Annotated in this window: 18 protein-coding genes, 1 tRNA gene and 1 other RNA gene; 14 read left to right on the plus strand and 6 right to left on the minus strand. The window is 69.2% G+C overall.

What is annotated here, in order from left to right:
- Window positions 1-9: 9 nt before the first annotated feature.
- The 5 genes from recR to QM779_RS15175 form a co-directional block, all read right to left on the minus strand.
- The gene (recR, locus tag QM779_RS15155) at window positions 10-609 is read right to left on the minus strand and encodes a recombination mediator RecR (protein ID WP_415154327.1); all 600 of its coding nucleotides are present in this window, start codon (window positions 607-609) and stop codon (window positions 10-12) included.
- Between the two features lie 85 nt (window positions 610-694).
- Complete coding sequence (locus tag QM779_RS15160; protein WP_428536728.1) at window positions 695-1,006, minus strand: YbaB/EbfC family nucleoid-associated protein; 312 nt, start codon at window positions 1,004-1,006, stop codon at window positions 695-697.
- 51 nt (window positions 1,007-1,057) lie between these two features.
- Window positions 1,058-3,271, minus strand: coding sequence for a DNA polymerase III subunit gamma and tau (locus QM779_RS15165; protein ID WP_428538462.1), 2,214 nt, complete (start codon window positions 3,269-3,271; stop codon window positions 1,058-1,060).
- Between the two features lie 264 nt (window positions 3,272-3,535).
- Window positions 3,536-3,631: signal recognition particle sRNA small type (gene ffs / locus QM779_RS15170), an RNA gene on the minus strand.
- A gap of 48 nt (window positions 3,632-3,679) precedes the next feature.
- Window positions 3,680-4,465 carry a carbon-nitrogen hydrolase family protein gene (locus QM779_RS15175; protein WP_428536731.1) on the minus strand — a complete coding sequence of 262 codons (786 nt, stop codon included), beginning with the start codon at window positions 4,463-4,465 and terminating at the stop codon, window positions 3,680-3,682.
- Between the two features lie 160 nt (window positions 4,466-4,625).
- Here QM779_RS15175 and QM779_RS15180 point away from each other — a divergent pair, with 160 nt between their 5' ends.
- From QM779_RS15180 to QM779_RS15205, 6 genes are all read left to right on the plus strand, one after another.
- A complete protein-coding gene (locus QM779_RS15180; protein ID WP_428536734.1) occupies window positions 4,626-5,129 on the plus strand; it encodes a SigE family RNA polymerase sigma factor in 504 nt (167 codons plus the stop codon).
- Window positions 5,129-6,226 (plus strand): hypothetical protein, encoded by a 1,098-nt coding sequence (locus tag QM779_RS15185; protein ID WP_428536737.1) that lies wholly within the window; start codon window positions 5,129-5,131, stop codon window positions 6,224-6,226. Before QM779_RS15180 ends, QM779_RS15185 begins: the two co-directional genes overlap by 1 nt.
- Window positions 6,227-6,309: 83 nt before the next feature.
- Window positions 6,310-6,397 (plus strand) — tRNA-Ser (locus tag QM779_RS15190).
- Window positions 6,398-6,723: 326 nt separating this feature from the next.
- A complete protein-coding gene (locus QM779_RS15195; protein WP_428536740.1) occupies window positions 6,724-7,035 on the plus strand; it encodes a hypothetical protein in 312 nt (103 codons plus the stop codon).
- A gap of 216 nt (window positions 7,036-7,251) precedes the next feature.
- On the plus strand, window positions 7,252-10,488 hold the full coding sequence (locus QM779_RS15200; protein ID WP_428536743.1) for a hypothetical protein: 3,237 nt from the start codon (window positions 7,252-7,254) through the stop codon (window positions 10,486-10,488).
- Window positions 10,485-11,282 (plus strand): hypothetical protein, encoded by a 798-nt coding sequence (locus QM779_RS15205; RefSeq protein WP_428536746.1) that lies wholly within the window; start codon window positions 10,485-10,487, stop codon window positions 11,280-11,282. The genes QM779_RS15200 and QM779_RS15205 overlap by 4 nt, the downstream gene beginning before the upstream one ends.
- 528 nt (window positions 11,283-11,810) lie before the next feature.
- Here the strand turns inward: QM779_RS15205 and QM779_RS15210 are convergent.
- Entirely contained in the window at window positions 11,811-12,083 is a 273-nt protein-coding gene (locus QM779_RS15210; protein ID WP_428536749.1) for an excisionase family DNA-binding protein, read from the minus strand.
- Window positions 12,084-12,355: 272 nt separating this feature from the next.
- On the opposite strand from QM779_RS15210, the gene QM779_RS15215 reads away from it, so the two are divergent.
- From QM779_RS15215 to QM779_RS15250, 8 genes are all read left to right on the plus strand, one after another.
- On the plus strand, window positions 12,356-12,544 hold the full coding sequence (locus QM779_RS15215; protein WP_428536752.1) for a hypothetical protein: 189 nt from the start codon (window positions 12,356-12,358) through the stop codon (window positions 12,542-12,544).
- A 40-nt stretch (window positions 12,545-12,584) separates the two neighbouring features.
- Window positions 12,585-12,941 (plus strand): hypothetical protein, encoded by a 357-nt coding sequence (locus QM779_RS15220; protein ID WP_428536755.1) that lies wholly within the window; start codon window positions 12,585-12,587, stop codon window positions 12,939-12,941.
- Entirely contained in the window at window positions 12,938-13,738 is an 801-nt protein-coding gene (locus QM779_RS15225; RefSeq protein ID WP_428536758.1) for a hypothetical protein, read from the plus strand. The genes QM779_RS15220 and QM779_RS15225 overlap by 4 nt, the downstream gene beginning before the upstream one ends.
- Window positions 13,739-13,867: 129 nt before the next feature.
- The gene (locus QM779_RS15230) at window positions 13,868-14,467 is read left to right on the plus strand and encodes an SAF domain-containing protein (protein WP_428536761.1); all 600 of its coding nucleotides are present in this window, start codon (window positions 13,868-13,870) and stop codon (window positions 14,465-14,467) included.
- 42 nt (window positions 14,468-14,509) lie between these two features.
- Complete coding sequence (locus QM779_RS15235; protein WP_428536764.1) at window positions 14,510-15,310, plus strand: hypothetical protein; 801 nt, start codon at window positions 14,510-14,512, stop codon at window positions 15,308-15,310.
- 211 nt (window positions 15,311-15,521) lie between these two features.
- The gene (locus QM779_RS15240) at window positions 15,522-16,877 is read left to right on the plus strand and encodes a CpaF family protein (protein WP_428536767.1); all 1,356 of its coding nucleotides are present in this window, start codon (window positions 15,522-15,524) and stop codon (window positions 16,875-16,877) included.
- On the plus strand, window positions 16,874-17,755 hold the full coding sequence (locus tag QM779_RS15245) for a type II secretion system F family protein (protein WP_428536770.1): 882 nt from the start codon (window positions 16,874-16,876) through the stop codon (window positions 17,753-17,755). Before QM779_RS15240 ends, QM779_RS15245 begins: the two co-directional genes overlap by 4 nt.
- On the plus strand, window positions 17,752-18,648 hold the full coding sequence (locus QM779_RS15250; protein ID WP_428536773.1) for a type II secretion system F family protein: 897 nt from the start codon (window positions 17,752-17,754) through the stop codon (window positions 18,646-18,648). Before QM779_RS15245 ends, QM779_RS15250 begins: the two co-directional genes overlap by 4 nt.
- Window positions 18,649-18,661: the final 13 nt, after the last annotated feature.

Raw genomic sequence — 18,661 nt, forward strand, 5'->3', positions numbered from 1 at the left:
GCTCTCTGGTCAGGCGGTCAGTTGGCGGCGTCCCTGGAAGGCGCGGCCGAGGGTGACCTCGTCGGCGTACTCGAGGTCGCCACCGACGGGCAGCCCGCTGGCCAGCCGGGAAACGGTGACCCCCATCGGGATCAACAGCCGCGAGATGTACGTGGCCGTCGCCTCACCTTCCAGGTTGGGGTCTGTGGCAAGGATAACCTCCGTCACCGTGCCGTCGGCCAGGCGCTGGCACAGCTCGCGGATCCGCAGGTCGGCGGGGCCGACGTTGTCGATGGGGCTGATCGCACCGCCGAGCACGTGGTAGAGGCCGCGGAACTCGTGCGTCCGCTCGATCGCCATCACGTCCTTCGACTCCTCGACGACACAGATCGCGGTCCGGTCGCGGCGCGGGTCGCGGCAGACCCGGCAGGTCTCCTCCTCGGAGATGTTGAAGCACACCTCGCAGAACCGCACCTTCTCCGTCACCTCGCGCAGCGTCGCGGCGAGGCGCTCCACGTCCGCCTTGTCGGTGGCGAGGATGTGGAACGCGATCCGCTGGGCACCCTTCGGGCCGATCCCGGGCAGGCGGCCCAGTTCGTCGATCAGGTCCTGGATCGGGCCTTCGTACACAGTGTTTCCTCGTCAGTTCTCGGAAGGGCCCTTCGTGGCGCGCTCGCCTGTTTCTCGCGAGCGCTCCTCAGGGGCCGGGGAGCCGCTACAGGCCCAGTTCGGGCAGCGGCGGCATGGTGGCCTGGGCGAGCGCCATCGCCTGGTGGTTGGCGTCCCGGACGGCCGCGACGACGAGGTCGGCGAGCGTCTCGGTGTCGGTCGGGTCGCACGCCTCGGGCTTGATCACGAGACCGACGAGCTCGCCGGTGCCGGTCACGGTGGCCTCGACGAGGTCGCCGCCGGCAGTGCCCTTGACCGTCTTCGCCGCGAGTTCGGCCTGCGCCTGCTCCAGCTGGTCCTGCATCGCCTGCGCCTGGGCCATCAGGCCCTGGAGGTCGATGCTGCCGGGATCGAACATGCTGTGCTCCTGTCGTGGTGAACGTGGCTCATCGTAGTTCGCGAAGGGTGCTCACTCGTCGTCCTCGGCGATCAGCTCGGCGCCGAGGTGCTTCCTGATCAGCTCGTCGGCGGACGCCGCGTCCTCTGCGACCGCGACGTCGTCACGGCTCGGCTCCTCCTCGGGCTCCGGCTCGGTCGGCGTCGCCTGCGACCGGGTCGCCCGCAGGTTGGCGCGCGCCGCTTCCGCCGCGGCGGAACGCGGCGGGCTGGCCGGCGAGGCGGGGGGCTCGGCGGGTGCGGACGCAGGAGCGCTGGGCGAGGGCGTGGGTTCGGCGGTCGCGTCCACGATCGGGTTGATGTGGAGGGCCGCGCCCAGCACCTCGATCACCGCCTCGCGGAGCACGTCCGGGCTGCCGCCGCGGCCGAAGCTGTCCCGGGCGCCCGCGTTGGACAGGCCCAGGGTGAGGACGCCGTCGCGCACCTCGACCACCTGCGCGTTCTGGCTGAGCAGGATCCAGGTGAACCGGCGACGGTTCTTCACGTTGTCGAGGATCTGCGGCCAGAACCGGCGGACGTCCGCCGTGCCAAGGCCGCCGGCGTCGCCGGTTGGGGCGGGCGCGGGTGGTTCGGGAGCCGTGGTCGCTTCGGCCGGACGAGACGCGGGCGGCCCTTCGTGACGCCGCGGGGCTCGTTCCTCGCTCCGCGGCTCCTCAGGGGCCGGGGTGGCTGCTGCGCTTCCGGATTGTTCGGGTGCAGCGGCGGGTGCGGGGTCGACGTCCCAGGGTGGGGCGTCGGTGGTTGTCACCGCGGGTTCGGGTGACGGCGGCCCTTCGTGACGCCGCGGGGCTCGTTCCTCACCCCGCGGCTCCTCAGGGACCGTGGAAGGTGCGGCCGCTCGGTTCCGCGGCTCCTCAGGGACCGTGGAAGGCGCGGCCGCTCGGTTCCGCGGCTCCTCAGGGACCGTGGAAGGGGCTGGGGTCACCGACCGCTGCGGCTCCGCGGTGGCGGAAGGGGCGGCCGCGGCGGCGACGGGTCGATCCCCTGGCTCTGCGCCGGCGGGGACGCCCATGCTGAGGCGGCGCTCGAGGCGGTCGAGGCGCGCGTGCAGGCCGCGTCCGTCCACGTCGGCGCCGGGCAGCAGGACGCGCGCGCACATCAACTCGAGGTGGAGGCGGGGAGCAGTGGTGCCGCGCATCTCGGTGAGGCCGACGGCGATCACCTCCGCGGCGCGGGTGAGCTCGCCGGGGCCCAGCGCGTTGGCCTGGGCGGCGAGGCGATCGGCCTGGTCACCGGCCACGTCCACCAGCCCACTGCTGAGGGCTTCGGGGACGGCGGCGACGATGATCAGGTCGCGTAGGCGACGCAGCAGGTCCTCGGCGAAGCGGCGGGGGTCCTGGCCGACCTCGATGACCTTGTCGACGGCGGCGAACACACCCTGGGCGTCCCCGGCGGCGAAGGCGTCCACGATCTCGTCGAGCAGGGCGTCGGGGGTGTAGCCGAGCAGGGACGTGGCCTGGCTGTAGCTGACCCCGTCGTCGGCGGCGCCGCCGAGGAGCTGGTCGAGCACGGACAGGGAGTCACGCACCGAACCGGCGCCCGCGCGCACGACGAGCGGGAGCACGGCCGGCTCGACGGCGATGCCCTCGGCCTCGCAGAGCTTGGCGAGGTAGGCCTGAAGGGTCTTCGGCGGCACGAGCCGGAACGGGTAGTGGTGGGTGCGCGAACGGATCGTGCCGAGCACCTTGTCGGGCTCTGTAGTGGCGAACACGAACCGGACGTGGGGCGGCGGCTCCTCGACGACCTTCAGCAGGGCGTTGAAGCCCTGCGGGGTGACCATGTGGGCCTCGTCGATGATGTAGATCTTGTAGCGCGAGTGGACGGGGGCGAAGAAGGCCCGTTCGCGCAGGTCGCGGGCGTCGTCCACGCCGCCGTGGGACGCGGCGTCGATCTCGATCACGTCGATGCCGCCGGCTCCGCCGCGGGCGAGGTCGCGGCACGACTGGCACTTTCCGCACGGGGTGGGGGTGGGACCCTCCGCGCAGTTCAGGCAGCGGGCGAGGATGCGGGCGCTGGTGGTCTTGCCGCAGCCGCGCGGGCCGGAGAACAGGTAGGCGTGGTTGACCCGGTTGTTGGTGAGCGCGCGCTGCAGGGGCTCGGTGACGTGCTCCTGGCCGATCACGTCGGCGAAGGCGTCGGGACGGTAGCGGCGGTACAGCGCGAGCGGGGTTTCGGGGCGGGTGATCTGATCGCTGGAGGGCTGGCGGAGGGCGTCCACGACCTCCATCAGGGAGGCGGTGACCTCCTCATCGGAGCGGCGGTGGGGGCCGACCTCGACCGGTGTGTCGGTGGCATCGGAGGGGAGGTCCTCGACGGCGGGAGAACCGCTCGCGTCCTCGTCGAAGAGGCCGGGACCGTCCTGCTCGAAGAGGTCGGGGCGGTCCTGGTCGAAGAGGTCCAGGGGGTCCTCCGCGAACAGGTCTTCGTCGCTGTCGTCCACGGTGTGAACCTTACGGGTAGCCGGTGACAGAACCGAAGTGGACCCCGGAAATGCAGCGGCCCCCGCGCACCCGGTAGAGCTCACTTACCCTTGCTGTCTTCCGACCCTGGGGGAGTTGGGCGAGGTACCGCCGCGCGGGGAACCGTGGACCAGCTTACCGGGCCGCGTCGCTGGTGCGCGAGCCGGGTGCCCGGGTCACCCGAGGCGGCGGGCGTGGCGGAGAACGGGGAGGCGCTCGCGGACGTCAGCAACAAGGTCGAGGTCGAGGTCGACGAGGGCCAGTTCGTCGGCGTCCCCGAGCTCGAGGAGGACCTCGCCGGTGGGGTCGACGACGATCGAGTGACCGACTCCGGTCGGCCTGCGGGAGCCCTCGGAGGAGGGGGAGAGGGACTGGTCGACGCCTACGATGAAGGCGGTGGAGTCCATGGCGCGGGCGGTGGCCAGTGTCCGCCACTGGTGCAGCTTGCCGGGGCCGGGCGCCCAGGAGGTGGGGACGACGACCAGGTCGGCGCCGAGGCGGGCGAGGTGGGTGAACAGGCCGGGGAAGCGGATGTCGTAGCAGGTGGCGAGGCCGATGATGTGGGTGCCGAGGGTGAAGGCGCCGGCCTCGGTGCCGGGCTCGATCTGGGCGGACTCGGCGTAGCCGAGGGCGTCGAAGAGGTGGACCTTGTCGTAGCGGGCCTCGGCGGCGCCGGTGACGAGCAGGGTGTTGCGGACGCGGTCGTCGCCGGTGGTGGTGAACATGCCGGCGACGATGGTGACGCCGAGGTCCGCGGCCGTCTGGCGCACGCCGGTGGCCCAGGGGCCATCGAAGGGTTCGGCCGCGTCCGCCCTGGCCCGGGCGAAGGAGCACATGGCGGCCTCGGGAAACACGACGAGCTCGGCGTCCTGCGCCGCGGCGTCCGCGGCGAGCCACCGGACGCGGGCGAGGTTGTCGGCCGGCTCGGTGGAGGCGGCGAACTGGGCGAGGGCGATCCGCACGCCCCCAGCGTGGCACGGCTGAGCGGAATTGCCCTCTCGATCCGCCCACCGGGGCGATTTCGCCCCCGAATCGCCATCGACAGGGCAAGTCCGCTCACGGCCTGCAACCTTTGGCCGCGGCACTGCGTAGTGCATGGTGTAGGTCGAGGAGAGAGGCGCCATGGCCGCATCGCCCACCCCCAGCCGGGACGCGGAGTACGTGGAGTTCGTGCGCGTCGCGTCCGGCTCGCTGACGCGCACGGCGTACCTGCTGACCGGGGACCGCGAGCTCGCGTCCGACCTGGTGCAGGAGGCGCTGGTGCGGACCTACCTGGCGTGGCGCAGGGTGCGCCACGGGGAGGCGACGGCGTACGCGCGGCGGGTTCTGGTGAACCTGAACATCGACCGTTGGCGGCGCCGCCCGCCGGTCCCGACGGAGCTGGCCGACCGCCCCGACCCGGGGGACGGGCACGGGCGCAGCGACGACAGGGACGAGGTGGTGAGGATGCTCGCCACGTTGCCCGAGCAGCAGCGGAGGGTGATCGTGCTGCGCTACTTCGAGGACCTGACCGAGGCCGACACCGCACACCAGCTGGGGATCAGCGTGGGTGCGGTGAAGTCGGCGGCGTCGCGGGGTCTGGCGACACTGCGGACGCGCTACGCGAGCGTGGGAGGAGAACGGTGATGAACGAGCTGGAGGATCGGCTCCGGGCGGAGCTGCAGACCGCGACGAGGGACATCGACTCTGACCTCGATCCGGAGGCGCTGCTGAGCGTGGGACGCCGCGTCCGGCGGAACCGGACGACGCGTAGGGTCACGGCCTCGGTGGCGGCGGTGCTGGCGGTGGGAGTGATCGGCTGGTTCGGGGTGGGCAGCGTGGTGGGCCGGGGGCAGCAGCCGGCGGTGGTGGTGGCGACGCCGTCGCCGATCCCGCCGTCCGCGACGGCCCCGATTCCGACGGCGCGGGCGTCGTCGGTCGCTCCGTCGCCGGGGTCGGCGCAGGCGGAGCTCCCGATGGGGGCGAGCTTCAACGGGGAGCCAGCGGCGTTCGACAAGGTGGAGATTGTGGCGACGTCGGACGGCACGACGATCACGACCAGGTTTCAGGCGACGAACGACGGAGAGAAGGTGGCGGAGGCCACGGTGACGCGGAAGCTGGACGAGGCGCGTGCGGAACTCGTCCGGCTGGGCAGCCACGGGGTGGTGGCGGTGGTGCCGGGTGAGGTGAAGGGGCAGAGCCTGTACGGGCCGGACACTTCGCAGGGTGGCAGCGCCGCGCTGGACCCGCTGGGGGCGACGGCGCTGGTGTTCCTCACTGAGCACGCCGTGGGGTCGAAGGATCCGGAGCTGGTGTGGGAGGACGGGAACGGTGTCCTGCAGTCCACGGTGGGGGTGGTCGCGAGCGCGAGCGTGGACCTTGGCGGGGAAGAGGTCACCGTGTTCCGGAGCGAGGCGCTGGACTCGCAGGGTGTCTGGGGTGATTGGTCGACCGCGGTGAAGGGGGCGAAGCCGTCCGACATGCTCCAGGGGAGCATCGCGAGGAGCAGAGGGCCGGGGCAGGCGAAGTGGCGGCTGACCCAGCTCGGCATGCTCGAGCCCGGATCCACCGATGTCGCGGTGACCCTGTCGTCAGCGGACGGGGACTGGGCCCAGGCCGCGCTCCCGGACGGTTGGATCGTGGTGGTCGCCGTATTGAACTCGGACGATGACAGCGTCGATCCGGTCACGTCGCTGGCATACACGGACGCGAAGGGCGTCCGGCACACCTACCCGGCCAAGTGAGTGGTCCCGGTCGGGAACCGGGCGCTGACAAGGCCCGATCCCCGGTTGGAGTTGGACGGTGCTCACCCGGTATCCTTCTCGGCGGAGGATTCGCCTAGAGGCCTATGGCGCTCGCTTGGAAAGCGGGTTGGGTTCACGCCCTCACGAGTTCGAATCTCGTATCCTCCGCCAATGGGATTGCCATCCCGACTAGGGCATATACACCGAAATTGGGCTAACCCTTTGCTTCCGAAGCCGATTTTGTGCCCCGAAAGTGCCCCGAAAGTTTGACGGCTTTCAGGCGACGGCCGACCTGCGGGCCCGATCTCGTATCCAGCGCTCGGCCCCGGACGGCCCAATCGAGGCGTCCGATCCGCATCGCGCGGCCGAGCGGGTGCAAGGCGCGGTTGGGGTGGGGCGGAGTCTCAGCTGAAGCTGAGGAGGGTACGCAAGGCGGCGGTTATCGAACAAGCGTTCGCCTCGGGATACTCTGGGTGATGGCCGGAGAGGAGGCGGTCGTGGGCAGCAACAAGCGCTACGCGGACCACTACGACCGGCTCATGGACGCCCGCATTGTCGACCGGATCGCTGCGACCGCCGGACCGTTGCAGTCGCTGACGGACGCAGAGTTGGAGTTGGACCGCGAGCCGGTGATGATTGCGCCACGTCCGCAGGCGGTGCGCGCATGGGTCCGGTTCGGGCCGACGGCTGTTCGGGTCGACGCGGAGTCCTGCCGTTGGACCGAACGCGCGATCGGGATCCGATTCACGGTCGGCGGCCGCGAACTTCGCGCCCGGGTGTGGTCATCCGCGGTCGAGTATAAGGAGTAGCACTACGCGCGCCGCGCATGAGGAGAGCCTTGACCTTGTACGCGTGCTGACGTCGGGAGGTGCGGCCCTGTTCGCCTCCGCGTAGGGGGTAGGGCCGGTACGTTTCTTCCTGACGCGACGGTGCGGCGAGTACGGCGGAACGGGAGGGGTCCTTTGTCTAGCTTCGCGAGCGAGAGCTGGCGCACCTTCGCTGCGCGGCTGGCGCAGGGACCAGCCGTGCTGCTACTCGGGCAAGCCTCCGTGGGAGAAGCCGCTGCGGACCTGTCGGAGGGCCTGCCGAGCAGGGGGGCGAAGTCGTCCGGCAGTCTGGATTCCGCGCAGTTCGCGTCTTTGGACGAGTTGCTGGCCGGCTACGCTTGGAACGCAATCGCCACATCTCGCACCGATGCCCGACTCGCCGCTGACCTTGCACGATCGTGGCGCACAGTAGGCCCGGTAGGGGCAGACTCGGTGCTCACGCGCAATGCGGCCGCGCTTCAGATTCAGTACCTGTTCGGTGGGTCCGCGCTTCCGCCTGACGATCAGCCACCTGCCGACCTCATCGATGAGAGCGACCGGTTTGTCAGAGTTCGCTCGGCAGTCGCGAGGCTCGTAACGGAGACCGTAACCCCGCGCGGGCTGATCGCGATCGAAGGGTGGCGACCTGACGACTGGCTCTCCGCTCAGGAGTTGATGCCGCTTATCAGGCGTCTTCCGCCGGGCCAGGCGCACCTCTTCTCGGTAGAGCCCGATCTGGGCGAGAACCCGTACGTTGCGGCTGCGGTTGCCTCCGGCGGACTGACGTTGCACTCAGAGTCGCTGGCCATGGTCTTGGCCGACCTTGCCGAGGAAGGCGCCCTACCGCGATCGAGTGTTGACCGACAGTCGTCCAGGACCCGGGTGATTGCGCTTGGCAGCGGGTTTGTGCAGGTCGACGTCCACACGTGGAACGAGGTGCGACGGTCCGCCCGCCCGATCGATATCGCGCTGCTCGAGCCGCCCGTGTTGGGTTCGAAGGCTGCCAAGTATCAAATCTTCAGAGAGTTCACGGGTGCCTCCGAGGGTGCAACGCCGTGGGAGGCGATCGCCGCGGGGATCCCCTACCGCCGCGAGTTCGAGCAGCAACTCGCGACGCGCGTTGCCGATTCGCTGGCAGGGCCAGACCTGCCGCGGCCCATCATCTTGGCCGGGCAGACGGCTACTGGCAAGAGCGTTGCACTGGCCAGGCTCGCGGCGAGTCTCGCACTGACCGGCGATGCCGCCGTTCTCCACCAAGCGAGGAGAGGCGAGCGGCCCTCGCTTGAAGATATCGACGCCTATGCCGATTGGGTCGAGAGTCATGGCGGCCACGCGGTCGTGCTGGTGTGGGACGGGATGGTGCCGGCGAGCGAGTACGACGCGCTCTCTAGGCAGCTGCGTGCCCGAGGTCGGCGAGTGCTGGTGGTCGGGTCGACTTATCCCGCTCAGGACGCCCCCCGAGACTGGGTTCAGGCGCCCGCGCAGTTGACGCGAGGCGAGCTCCACGGGCTCGTGCCCTGGTTCGCTAGTTTCGACATCCGCATCGCTGAACCCGCGAAGCTCGACGCGAGCTTCCTGGCGCTTCTCTACCGAGTTCTGCCCGAGACGGAACACCAGTTGAAGCGAGGCCTCGCTCTGGAGATCCGTGCGGCGGAGAAGAGTATGGAGGAGTCGGCCAAGGCGGTGAAGGCGGCAGCTCTACGACCCGAGCAGCGCCTAACGGCGATGGCCGAGGCGCTTCAGGCCGCGGGCGTCTCGCTGGCGGACTTGCGGCCCGCTTCTGATCCGGACCAGCCTGTTGCGGAGTTGAGTTTCGGCGCACGGAGCGCCATGCAGCAACTCAGCGGCTTGGTTCTGACCGCCGGTCGCCACGGCATACCTGTCCCGGTGGACCTTGCGCTCCGCGTGGTCGGCGGGAACGGTTCCCTCGTGGTGCGGGATGCCGTCCGCCATTTTGACATCCTCCGCTGGTTGGAGGACGACAGTGGTGAGTACTTCCTCACGGCCCGAACGAGCCTGGAGGCCGAACTCGCCGCCAGAGAGGACCTGACCCCACAGGTTGAGGTGGAGGTCATCTGCTCTGCGATTCGCGAGTTGAGGGCTTCGCAGGGGTGGTGTGCGGGCCAGGACGAGGTTCAGTTCATGGTCTCGCTGTTGGAGCGAGTTGGCCCCCAGAGCCCGCGCGGCGGAACCTATCAAGCGCACTACCTCGAGATTGCTGACGCACTCCGGGATCTGCGCATGCGCTCGGGGGTGGTGAACCCACGCCTCGTCTTGCAGGAGTCCAACTTCGCCCGTGCCCACGTTCACTGGCAGCAGAACACTCACGCGGGATCCCTGGACGAACGAATGGGGATCCTCGAAGACAACAGAGAACTCGTTCAGGAGGCGCTGAACGATCCTTCTGTGAGGGGTCCGATGCGGCTGTCTCTCGCAGTCGAGCTAGGTAGCACGCTCGGAGCGATGACACATGAATTGGTGGCAGCTGGGCACGCGGATGCGGAGGGCCAGATCAGCTCCCGGCTCAGCGACATCCTGGACGTCGTGAATGAGGCGCGTGCGATCGACCCAGAGAACATGTACCCCGTCGATGTTCTGGCTTGGTCGACGCGGGACGCAGTGGAGTCAGGCTCCCTGAGTCGTGATGAGCAGATCGACCGACTGGCGAATGCGGTCGCATCCATAGACTCCATCGACCGCAGCGTCCTGACCTCACGTCAGTCAGCCCAGCTGGACCGTAGAAGTGTCGAACTCAACCAGCTGCTCGGGAATCAGGAGGAGGTTTATCGCCACCTCCAGTCCCTGTCGAGAAGCGACGATCCGGCCGCAACCTACTTCCTGTGCAGATTCGACCTGCAAGCTGGCCCCTCCGGTGAGGCTGCGGCACTCAAGCGGCTCTTGGAGTCACCAGCCACGGTGAAGTCGGACTGGCGTTGCGCACAACTCCTCACGGGCCTGTTCTGGCGAAGCTTGACTGGGTCGAAGTTCCTCGCCGGGGAGCGGGAACTCTTGCGCCTCAGTCTGGCCGATTGGGAGCGCGTGCTGGCTATGGCGGCGGAACTGGCCGAGACCCCGATGCCCGACCAATACAGGCCGAGGTTCATGCAGGGTCTCGCGTTGTTCCACCTTGGGCGCTTCGTAGAGGCGAAGCACGTATTCCAGGATGTTGAACAGGCGACTCGCCAGATTCAGCGCCGCATCTTCACCGCCTACCTGGTGGCTCAGGCGACCGGTGAGCCGCGGGTCTTCACGGGCCGCGTGCGCTGGTCGAGGGGAAACGTGGCATCGGCATGGGTGAATGAACTGGCCACCGAGGTGTCCTTTGTGCCGGCAACCTTTTCGCCGAATCAGGAGTTCACGCGAGACCAGCCGCTGGCGCCGTTCCATATCGGGTTCAAGCTCCGCGGGGGCGCGGTGGCCGAACCTCGGCACTTCGCGAGCCGGGCGGCGCAGTGAACCCGCTCGAGGCACTCGACCACAACCGGTATCTCTGTACCGGGGTGGGGCTAGGACCGATCATCCGCATGGTCGAGGCGTCGAGTGTTTCGACGGAGGCCGACTTCAACGAGGTCGTGAATCAGTGCTACCAGCTGTGGCATGAGCAACTCGGCGCCGATGTTGCGTTCCTGGCCACCGCCGCGCGCGAACTCTGCGCCTTCACGGAGCGAGACAGGATCACCGACTTCGACGGCCTCATCGACCCGCTCAGGAATGGTTCCTTTCATTCTGGCGCAGCAAGGGCGAAACAGATCCGGAGCGTATGGGTGGATCGGCGGAAGCCTTGGTCAAGTGCGGCGAGCCAGATACTTCAGGAACTCGAGTCGGCTTTGGCCGCGTTGGCAATCGTCAGTGGCAAGGTCCGGATCGACGGCAGATTGAAGCAGGCTTGGAGCGATCGCACGGTGGTTGATCCAGCGAGCGTGTTCGCAGCAGTCGCCCGAGACATGGCGATCAACCTGCCTGCTCACGTGCAGAGCATGAAGATCAGCGACATCTCGAGGCGCGCGAAGCGTCTCGGACCAGATGACGATGTGCATGCGGCACTTGAGGACTTCGCGGTCGAAGAGTTGATTCAGCGGCCGAGGAGACTCCCGGTGGCGTACTACGACGTGCTCGACCGGCTGGGCGTGCTGGGGAGACGAGAGGCGAAGGGAGCGCTTCTGTTGGCCTTCGGCCTGGCGCAAACGACAAGGCTCGGTCCGGACGAGTTTCTGGATCGCGTTGAGCAGCTATGGACGGGCGCGAAGTAGCGCTCCCAGACCCGAGTTCGGGTTGCGAGTCGCGAAAGCCCCGACTAGCAGTTCGGCGTCCCATCTCAGGCCCATGGGTGAGATGCCAGCGTGGATGGCGTGCACGGAGATGGCCGCCGGCCTTCTACGTGCGGTACGTCGCACGTGAAGGCGGAACCGTGTCGGTGCATAGACGGGTAGACCTCGCGGGCCCCACCCAACGCCGGCTAGATGGAGCGCGGCTGTCCCGAAGACTCGCCATGTCCAGGCCCACATCCTCGCCTTCCTCAGCACAGCCCTCGGGTTCGCAATCGACATCCTCACCGGCATCCCTCTTGCGCTGTCGTCGACCGACAAACGCGTGCGTGGCAATCAGATCCTGGCGCGGCCTGTCAGATCACTGATCTGTTCCTGATCGGCATACCGACCGCCGCCGCAGTGATCGCAGCTTCGCCGTGCCGCTAGGCAAATCCTCACCAGACGGGGAACACCGACATGGACCCGCCGAAGCTATGGCTTGGCACCAATGGCCAACTCGCGGCACCAGCGTCAGGAGACGCGGCGTCGGAGCTGCTGGCCAACGGGGATCGGACGAAAGAGGTTGTCGAGGTCTTCGATCCGGACCTTGATGAGCCGGTCGCCGAAGCGGTAGGCGGGGAGCCTTCCCTCACGGATACGCCGCCTGAGCGTGTCAACGCTCACTCCGTGCAGCACAGCTGCCTGCTGGAGTGAGACCCACTCTGGAGCAGGCATTGTCGACTGGCCCGAGAACGGGCTCGAGAGGGGGAGCGTCCTGAGCTGTCGCTCGGAGAAGTTGGTCATGACGTTCCTTTCGCCGCCGGGCCTTCACTTCCCTAGGCCCACGAAGGGTCGCGATCGGGTCACCTGGAGCCAGAACGACGGCCCCGCTCGGACGTGACCGGTTGCGCAAGGCCTAGCCAGATCCGGACGCTCGACTTACTCTGAAAACCAGATCCGCGAGAAATCGCATGCGTTCGGATGTCCCGATCGTCGACCCTCGTGGGCCTAGGGAGGTAGAAGGAAGGGAGTCCGGCCATGGCGCCAACCCCAGCGCGCATCGCTGCTTTGGCCACGTGCATTCTGCTGTGCGGCTGCACCTCGACCACCCCGACGCCCTCTACCGCGCCGTCGCAGACTGCACCGTCGCCGTCCACCTCGGCCCCCTCGCCCACCGTCTCCGCGCCACCGACACCGACGCCGAGCTGGAGCCCCGAACAGAGTGCAGCTATCGCTGCAGTCGACGGCTACCGCGCCGCCAGTGACGAGATCGGCGCGAATCCGGCTGGCTTCACCGAGAGTCAGATGCGGACGTTGCTCGGCAAGTGGGCGGGTCCCGAGGTGGTGAGGTCGAATGTGGCCTCCTACCTCAAGCTCAAGAAGCAGGGCTTCCGCTACGACAGCGGCACGAAGGTGCTGACGACCACGGCGACGAGGGCGTCCGATGTCGGCTACGGCACCGAGGTGGTGATCACCCGCTGCATCGATCAGAGCCCGGCCCGAGTCCTAGACAAGGACGGTGAGGGGGTGAGCGAGGCGGAACTCGGCTACAAGATCCCGCAGTTCCTGCTTCGCCAGTACACGGCGCAGAAGCGGACGGACGACAAGACGTTCCGTGTCTACGGATTGGCTCCCACCAAGGGCGAGTGCGGCCCGTCATGACCAGGTTCATGGCTTGGCTGATCGTCTTGGGGCTGACCTTCACGCTCGGGCCACTGAGCGTTGCTCGCGCGGAGGACCCCGGTTGCGACGACAAAGTGGACGTCTGCGAGATCGTGATCGTCGAGCCAGGCGATCCGTCCGATCCGAAGCCGGGCGAGCCGGGGACGCCGAGGAAGAAGGTCGTTCCCGACTGCGCCGACATAGCGGCCGACGGTGTGGTCGCGCCGCTCGGGGTGACGCTCTCCGACCTCGGGTTGGACGACAGTGACCACTCCGGCTGGGTCCGCATGACCTGCTTGATCGCTGGTGAGGAGATGTGGTTGTGGTTCGACCCGGCGGAGAACGCCGAGTCGATCGCCCGCACGCTGCTGGCTCGGTTGCAGCTGCAGCCGCCGAAGGTGGGTTGGACGCCGACGACGACGGGCGCGATGGGTTACGTCGGCGTCCCCACTTGGTTGTGGGTAGCCGAGCCGGGCCGGTTGACGTGGGGGCCGGCGACGATCAGTGCGGCGGGGGTGTCGTTGACCGCGCGGGCGGAGTCGGTGACGTGGTCGATGGGCAACGGTGACGAGGTTCGGTGTGCGAACAAGGGCACGCCGTGGCGCAAGGGGATGGGCGCGGAGCCGTCCCCGACCTGCGGCTATCTGTATGAGCGGCAGGGGACGTATCGGGTGACGGCGACGGTGCATTGGGTTGCGCGGTGGTCGGGTTATGGCAGGTCCGGGGCGATCCCGTTGAGCCTGTCCCAGGAGCGGACGCTCGAAGTCGGCGAGATCCAGGTGATCGTGAACCGCTGACCCCGCGGGACAAGCTCCCGCATCTGCTGGCCTTCTACCCCAGGGGGACTGATGCAAGCCACCACCACAAGTTCAGCGCCGGTCACGGCGACCCCCGGTCCGAACGGGCACTCTGTCGGTTCCCACCCAGTGCCGGGCAAGCTGCGCCGCCGTCCGTTGATGGTGCTGGCCTGGGCGAGCCTGGTGCTGTTCGGCGCGGGCTTGGGTGTGGTGGTGTGGATGGGCTCGACGACCTCCAGTGAGGTGGTCGCGGTCAGGGCCGGCGTGGATCGTGGCGAGCTGATCACCACCGAGGACCTGATGGTGGTGCGGGTGTCGGTGGACCCGGCAGTGCAGGTGGTTCCTTCGTCCCAGCTGGAGTCCCTGGTGGGTCAGCGGGCGGCGAGCGATCTATCGGCGGGCACGCTGCTGAGCCCGGCCCAGGTGCAGCCGGACGTGCTGCCGCGGACCGGCGAGTCGGTGGTTGGGCTGGCGTTGGCGGTGGGCCAGCTGCCGGCTGAGCCATTGCGCGCTGGGGATCGGGTGCGTCTGGTGCAGACCCCGGCGGAGCAGGCCGAGGTGACTACGACCCCGGTGACGATCGACGCGGCCGTGCAATCGGTCACGAACTCCGCCGACGGCCAGCTCGTGGTCGTCGATGTGGTGGTGCCGTCGGCAAAGGCCGCGGAGGTGGCTGCCCGGGCCGCGACCGGCCGGGTAGCGGTGGTGCTCGATTCGCGGGAGCGCTGAGCCGTGTTGGTGTCTCTGGCGTCGGCTACCGGTGCTCCCGGGGTGACCGCGACGGCGCTCGGGCTGGGGTTGAACTGGCCGCGTCCGGTTGTGCTGGTCGAGGCGGACGCGAAGGGCGGCTCGGGGCTGTTGGCGGGGTTCTTCCGCGGCCAGCTGGACCAGCCGGGGCTGGTCGATCTGGTGCTGGCCCAGCGTTCCGACCTGGTGGCTGAGGCGTTGCCGAGACTGCTGTATCCGGTGCCGGACTCGTCGGTGTCTGTGCTGTTCGGCTCGCGGTCCCACGAGCAGGCCGGCGGGGTCGCCGCGTTATGGCAGCCGTTGCTGGACGCGCTGCGCGAGGTGGAGGCGACCGGGGCCGACGTGATCGTGGACGCCGGCCGGCTCGGTCTGCCGGGTTGGCCCAGGCCGCTGGTGTTCGGTTCGGATGTGGCCTTGCTGCTGGTTGGCAGCGATCTGCCCTGCCTTGCAGCAAGCCGGTCCTGGGCGGCGGCCCTTGCCGCAGAAGAGGCCCCCGGACACACCACCCGACTGCTTGTCGTCGGCGAGGGGCGTCCTTACAGCCGCCAGGAGTTGGCTCGGTCGCTGGGTGTGCCAGTGCTGGGGTCTGTGGAGTTCGCGCCCGACCAAGCGCGGGTCTACTCCCACGGCCAGCCGCCATCGGTCCCGCCGTGGTGGCGCCGCGTCGGACGCGGCCCGGACGCGGCCGGACAAGCGTTCACAGGCTCGGCCTACGTTCGGTCGCTGCGGGCGACCGCGGAGGCCCTGGTCGGGTTGTCGTACGCCGCGATCCGTGGAGTGCCTGAGCAGTTGAGGGTGTTGGCCGGAGGGAGGCGTGATGAGTGACGACGCGCGAGAGGCGGGCCCGCTGGACCCGCCGATGTTCGCCACCGGAGCCGCCCGCAACGGCCATCCGCGGCCGGGTCGCGTGCGATCGACCTTCCGACTGGCCGTCCCCGAGCCTGCGGCACCCGATCCGCCGACCGGACCTGTCGTGCCCAGCTCCTTGGTGCCTGCATCCGGCGTGCCGGCCCAGCTACATCCGAAACCACGGAGGGTGTCGACGCGCGACTGGGCTGAAGTCGCCCAGTTACGGGGCGAGGCCGCGGCAGCCCTGACCGACGCCATCGCCCGGCAGCCCGGCATGAGCCACGACGAGCAGCAGCAGGCCGGCCGCGGGATCATCGACCAGTTGCTGGACGCCCAGGACGCCGTGACGATCGTTGAAACCGGTCAGGCGCGGTCCCTGGTAGAGCGTGCCGCTTTGGCGGATGCGGTGTTCGACGCGTTGTTCCGGCTGGGCCGGTTGCAGCCGTTGCTGGACGACCCGGCGGTGGAGAACGTGGTGATCACCGGCCATGACCGGGTGGTGGTCGAGCATGCCGACGGCACCTTGGTGGACGCCGAGCCGGTCGCCGACAGCGACGAGGAACTGCTCGACTTCTTGTCCTTCGTGGCCGGCAGGGCGGACAACCCGCGCCCGTTCAGCTCGTCCCAGCCGTCCCTGCACCTGCGGCTGGAGGACGGCTCCCGGCTGGCCGCCGCCCAGGACACAGCCCGGCCGTCGGTGCTGATCCGGCGCCACCGCGTGCGCCGGGTGACGCTGGCCGATCTGGTCGACTGGCACGCGATCACGCCGGTGATGGCCAGCTTCCTGTCCGCCGCCGTGAAAGCCCGCCGCTCGATCGTGGTGTCCGGTGGGCAGGGCGACGGCAAGACCACCTTGGTGAGGGCGTTGTGCGCCGAGATCGACCCGTGGGAGTCGATCGGCACCTTCGAGACCGAACACGAACTGTTCCTCCACGACCTGCCCGAGCAGCACCGGATCGTCCACGCCTGGGAGGAGCGCCCCGGCTCCGGTGAGCGAACCGCCAACGGGCACTCGTCGGGCGAACGTCGCGCTCCTGAGCAGGTGATCGACAGCTTCCGGTTCACGTTGTCCCGCCAGATCCTCGGCGAGATCCGCGGCCCTGAGGTGTGGAGCATGATCAAGCTGATGGAGTCCGGCGCCGGGTCGCTGTCGACCACCCATTCGGCCGATGCGTACGCGACGATGCGCAAGCTGATCACCTGCGCGATGGAAGCCGGGCCGCACGTCACCATGGAACTGGCCGCGGCAAAGCTGGCCGACACCATCGACTTCATCGTCCATCTCCGCTGCCTGATCCTCCGCCCGACCAGCCCGGACGGGCTGGCGCGGAAAGTCCGCCAGGTCGCCGAGATCCTGGCCGTCGAACCCGGCGAGGACAACCGCCGCTACAGCCTCACCTCCGTCTTTCGGGACGTTCCCGGAGCGTGCGGGGTCGCCGACACCCCACCGCCACGACGGCTGCTGGACCGGCTCATCGACCACGGATTCGACTACGCCAGCTTCCTCGCCGAAGCCGAGGCCAACCCAAGGGTGCGGTCATGATCGCCGTCCTCGCCGCTTTCTCCGGGGCCCTGATCGTCGCCGGTGTCCTCGGCGTGATCCTCAGCCTGCGGCCCGCACCCGAGCCGCCGCCGAAGCCTGTGCGGCGGCCCCGGCGAGTGGCCTCCTTCTGGCGCGCACTGCCGGCCAGGCGGCGCGCCGCCGTGCTGGTGGCGCTGGCCGCTGGCTTGGTGGCCGGGCTGCTGACCGGGTGGCTGGTGCTGGCGGTGCTGCTGCCGGGGGCCGTGCTGGGGTTGCCGGTGCTTCTGGCCACCTCGCCCGAGACGCAGCGGATCGCCCGGCTGGACGGGATCGCGGAATGGACCCGGAACCTGTCCGGGGTGCTGACGGCCGGTCAGGGCTTGGAGCAGGCGCTGATCGCCAGCCTGCGCTCGACCCCGCAAGCGGTGCGCCCGGAAGTATCGGTTCTGGTGGCCCGGCTCAGGGGACGCTGGCCCACCGAAGCTGCGCTGCGGGCGTTCGCCGCCGACATCGATGACGCCACCGGTGACCTGGTCGCCGCCGCGCTCATCCTCGGCGCGAGCAAGCGTGGCCCCGGCCTGGCGGCGGTCCTGACCGGTCTGGCGGAGTCGACCGCCGCCGACGTCCGCGCCCGCCGCCAGATCGAGGCCGACCGGGCCAAGCCGCGCGCCACCGCCCACTGGGTGACGGTCCTGTCCGCCGGGGTCCTGGCGGTCCTGGCATTGTCGGGCCAGTTCCTCGCCCCCTACGCCAGCCCGATCGGCCAGGCCGTGCTGCTGGTACTGCTCGGCTGCTACGCCGCCTGCCTGGCGTGGATGCGGCGCATGGCCGCGGCGCCACCCCCGCCCCGGTTCCTCTCCGGGAGCAGCGAGTTCGCGAAAGCTGAGGCCCGGCGATGACCTCACTCCAGCTGCTGATCCTGTCCGGGATGCTGATCATGGCCGGCGTCGGCACCTTCATCTGGTGGGTCTCACCCGCCGAACCCGACCTGGCCAACGCGTTCGACCGGCTCTCACCCCGCCGCACACCAACCGCTCCGGCAACCGTCACAATCCCCGCCAGCGGCGGCGAACGGGCTGGGCTGTGGGCGATGCGCCGATTCCCGTCTGGGTGGGTGCGGCTACCGGTTCAGGATCTGGCGGTGCTGCGCAAGTCGGTGGCGTCGTTCTTCAGTGACAAGCTGGCCTTCACTGCCCTGGCTGCGCTGATGGTGCCGCTGCTGTCCTGGCTGATCTCCTGGGCGGTGGCGATCCCAGTCCCGATCCCGGTGATCGTCACCCTCGTCGCGATGGTCGCCGGCTGGTTCGTGCCGGACCTCAATGTCCGCCAGGACGCCGCCCAGGCCCGGGTCGAGTTCCGCCGGGCGTTGGGCGCCTACACCGACCTGGTCGCCCTCGAACGCCACGGCGGCGGATCCGGGTCGCGGCAGGCGATGGAGCTGGCCGCCGAGGTCGGCGACAGTTGGCCGTTCCGCCGGATCAGCGAAGAGCTGGCCCGCTCCCGGTTCTCCGGGCAACAGCCGTGGGACGCGTTGCGGAACCTCGCCGACGAACTCGCGATCCCCGACCTCAACGACCTGGCGGACATCATGCGGCTGTGCGGCGAAGAGGGCGCACAGGTCTACGACACGCTCCGCGCCCGCTCCGAAGCCGAACGCAACGCCATCCTCACCGCCGACCTCGGAGCGGCCAACGAAGTCGGCGAACGCATGTTCATCCCCGCCAGCCTCACCGCCGTCGTGTTCCTGGCCATCCTCATCATCCCCGCCATCGCCCGCCTGTTCACCACCTAACGAAGGAACGACC

Source organism: Propionicimonas sp. (assembly GCF_049840635.1).
Taxonomy (GTDB): domain Bacteria; phylum Actinomycetota; class Actinomycetes; order Propionibacteriales; family Propionibacteriaceae; genus Propionicimonas.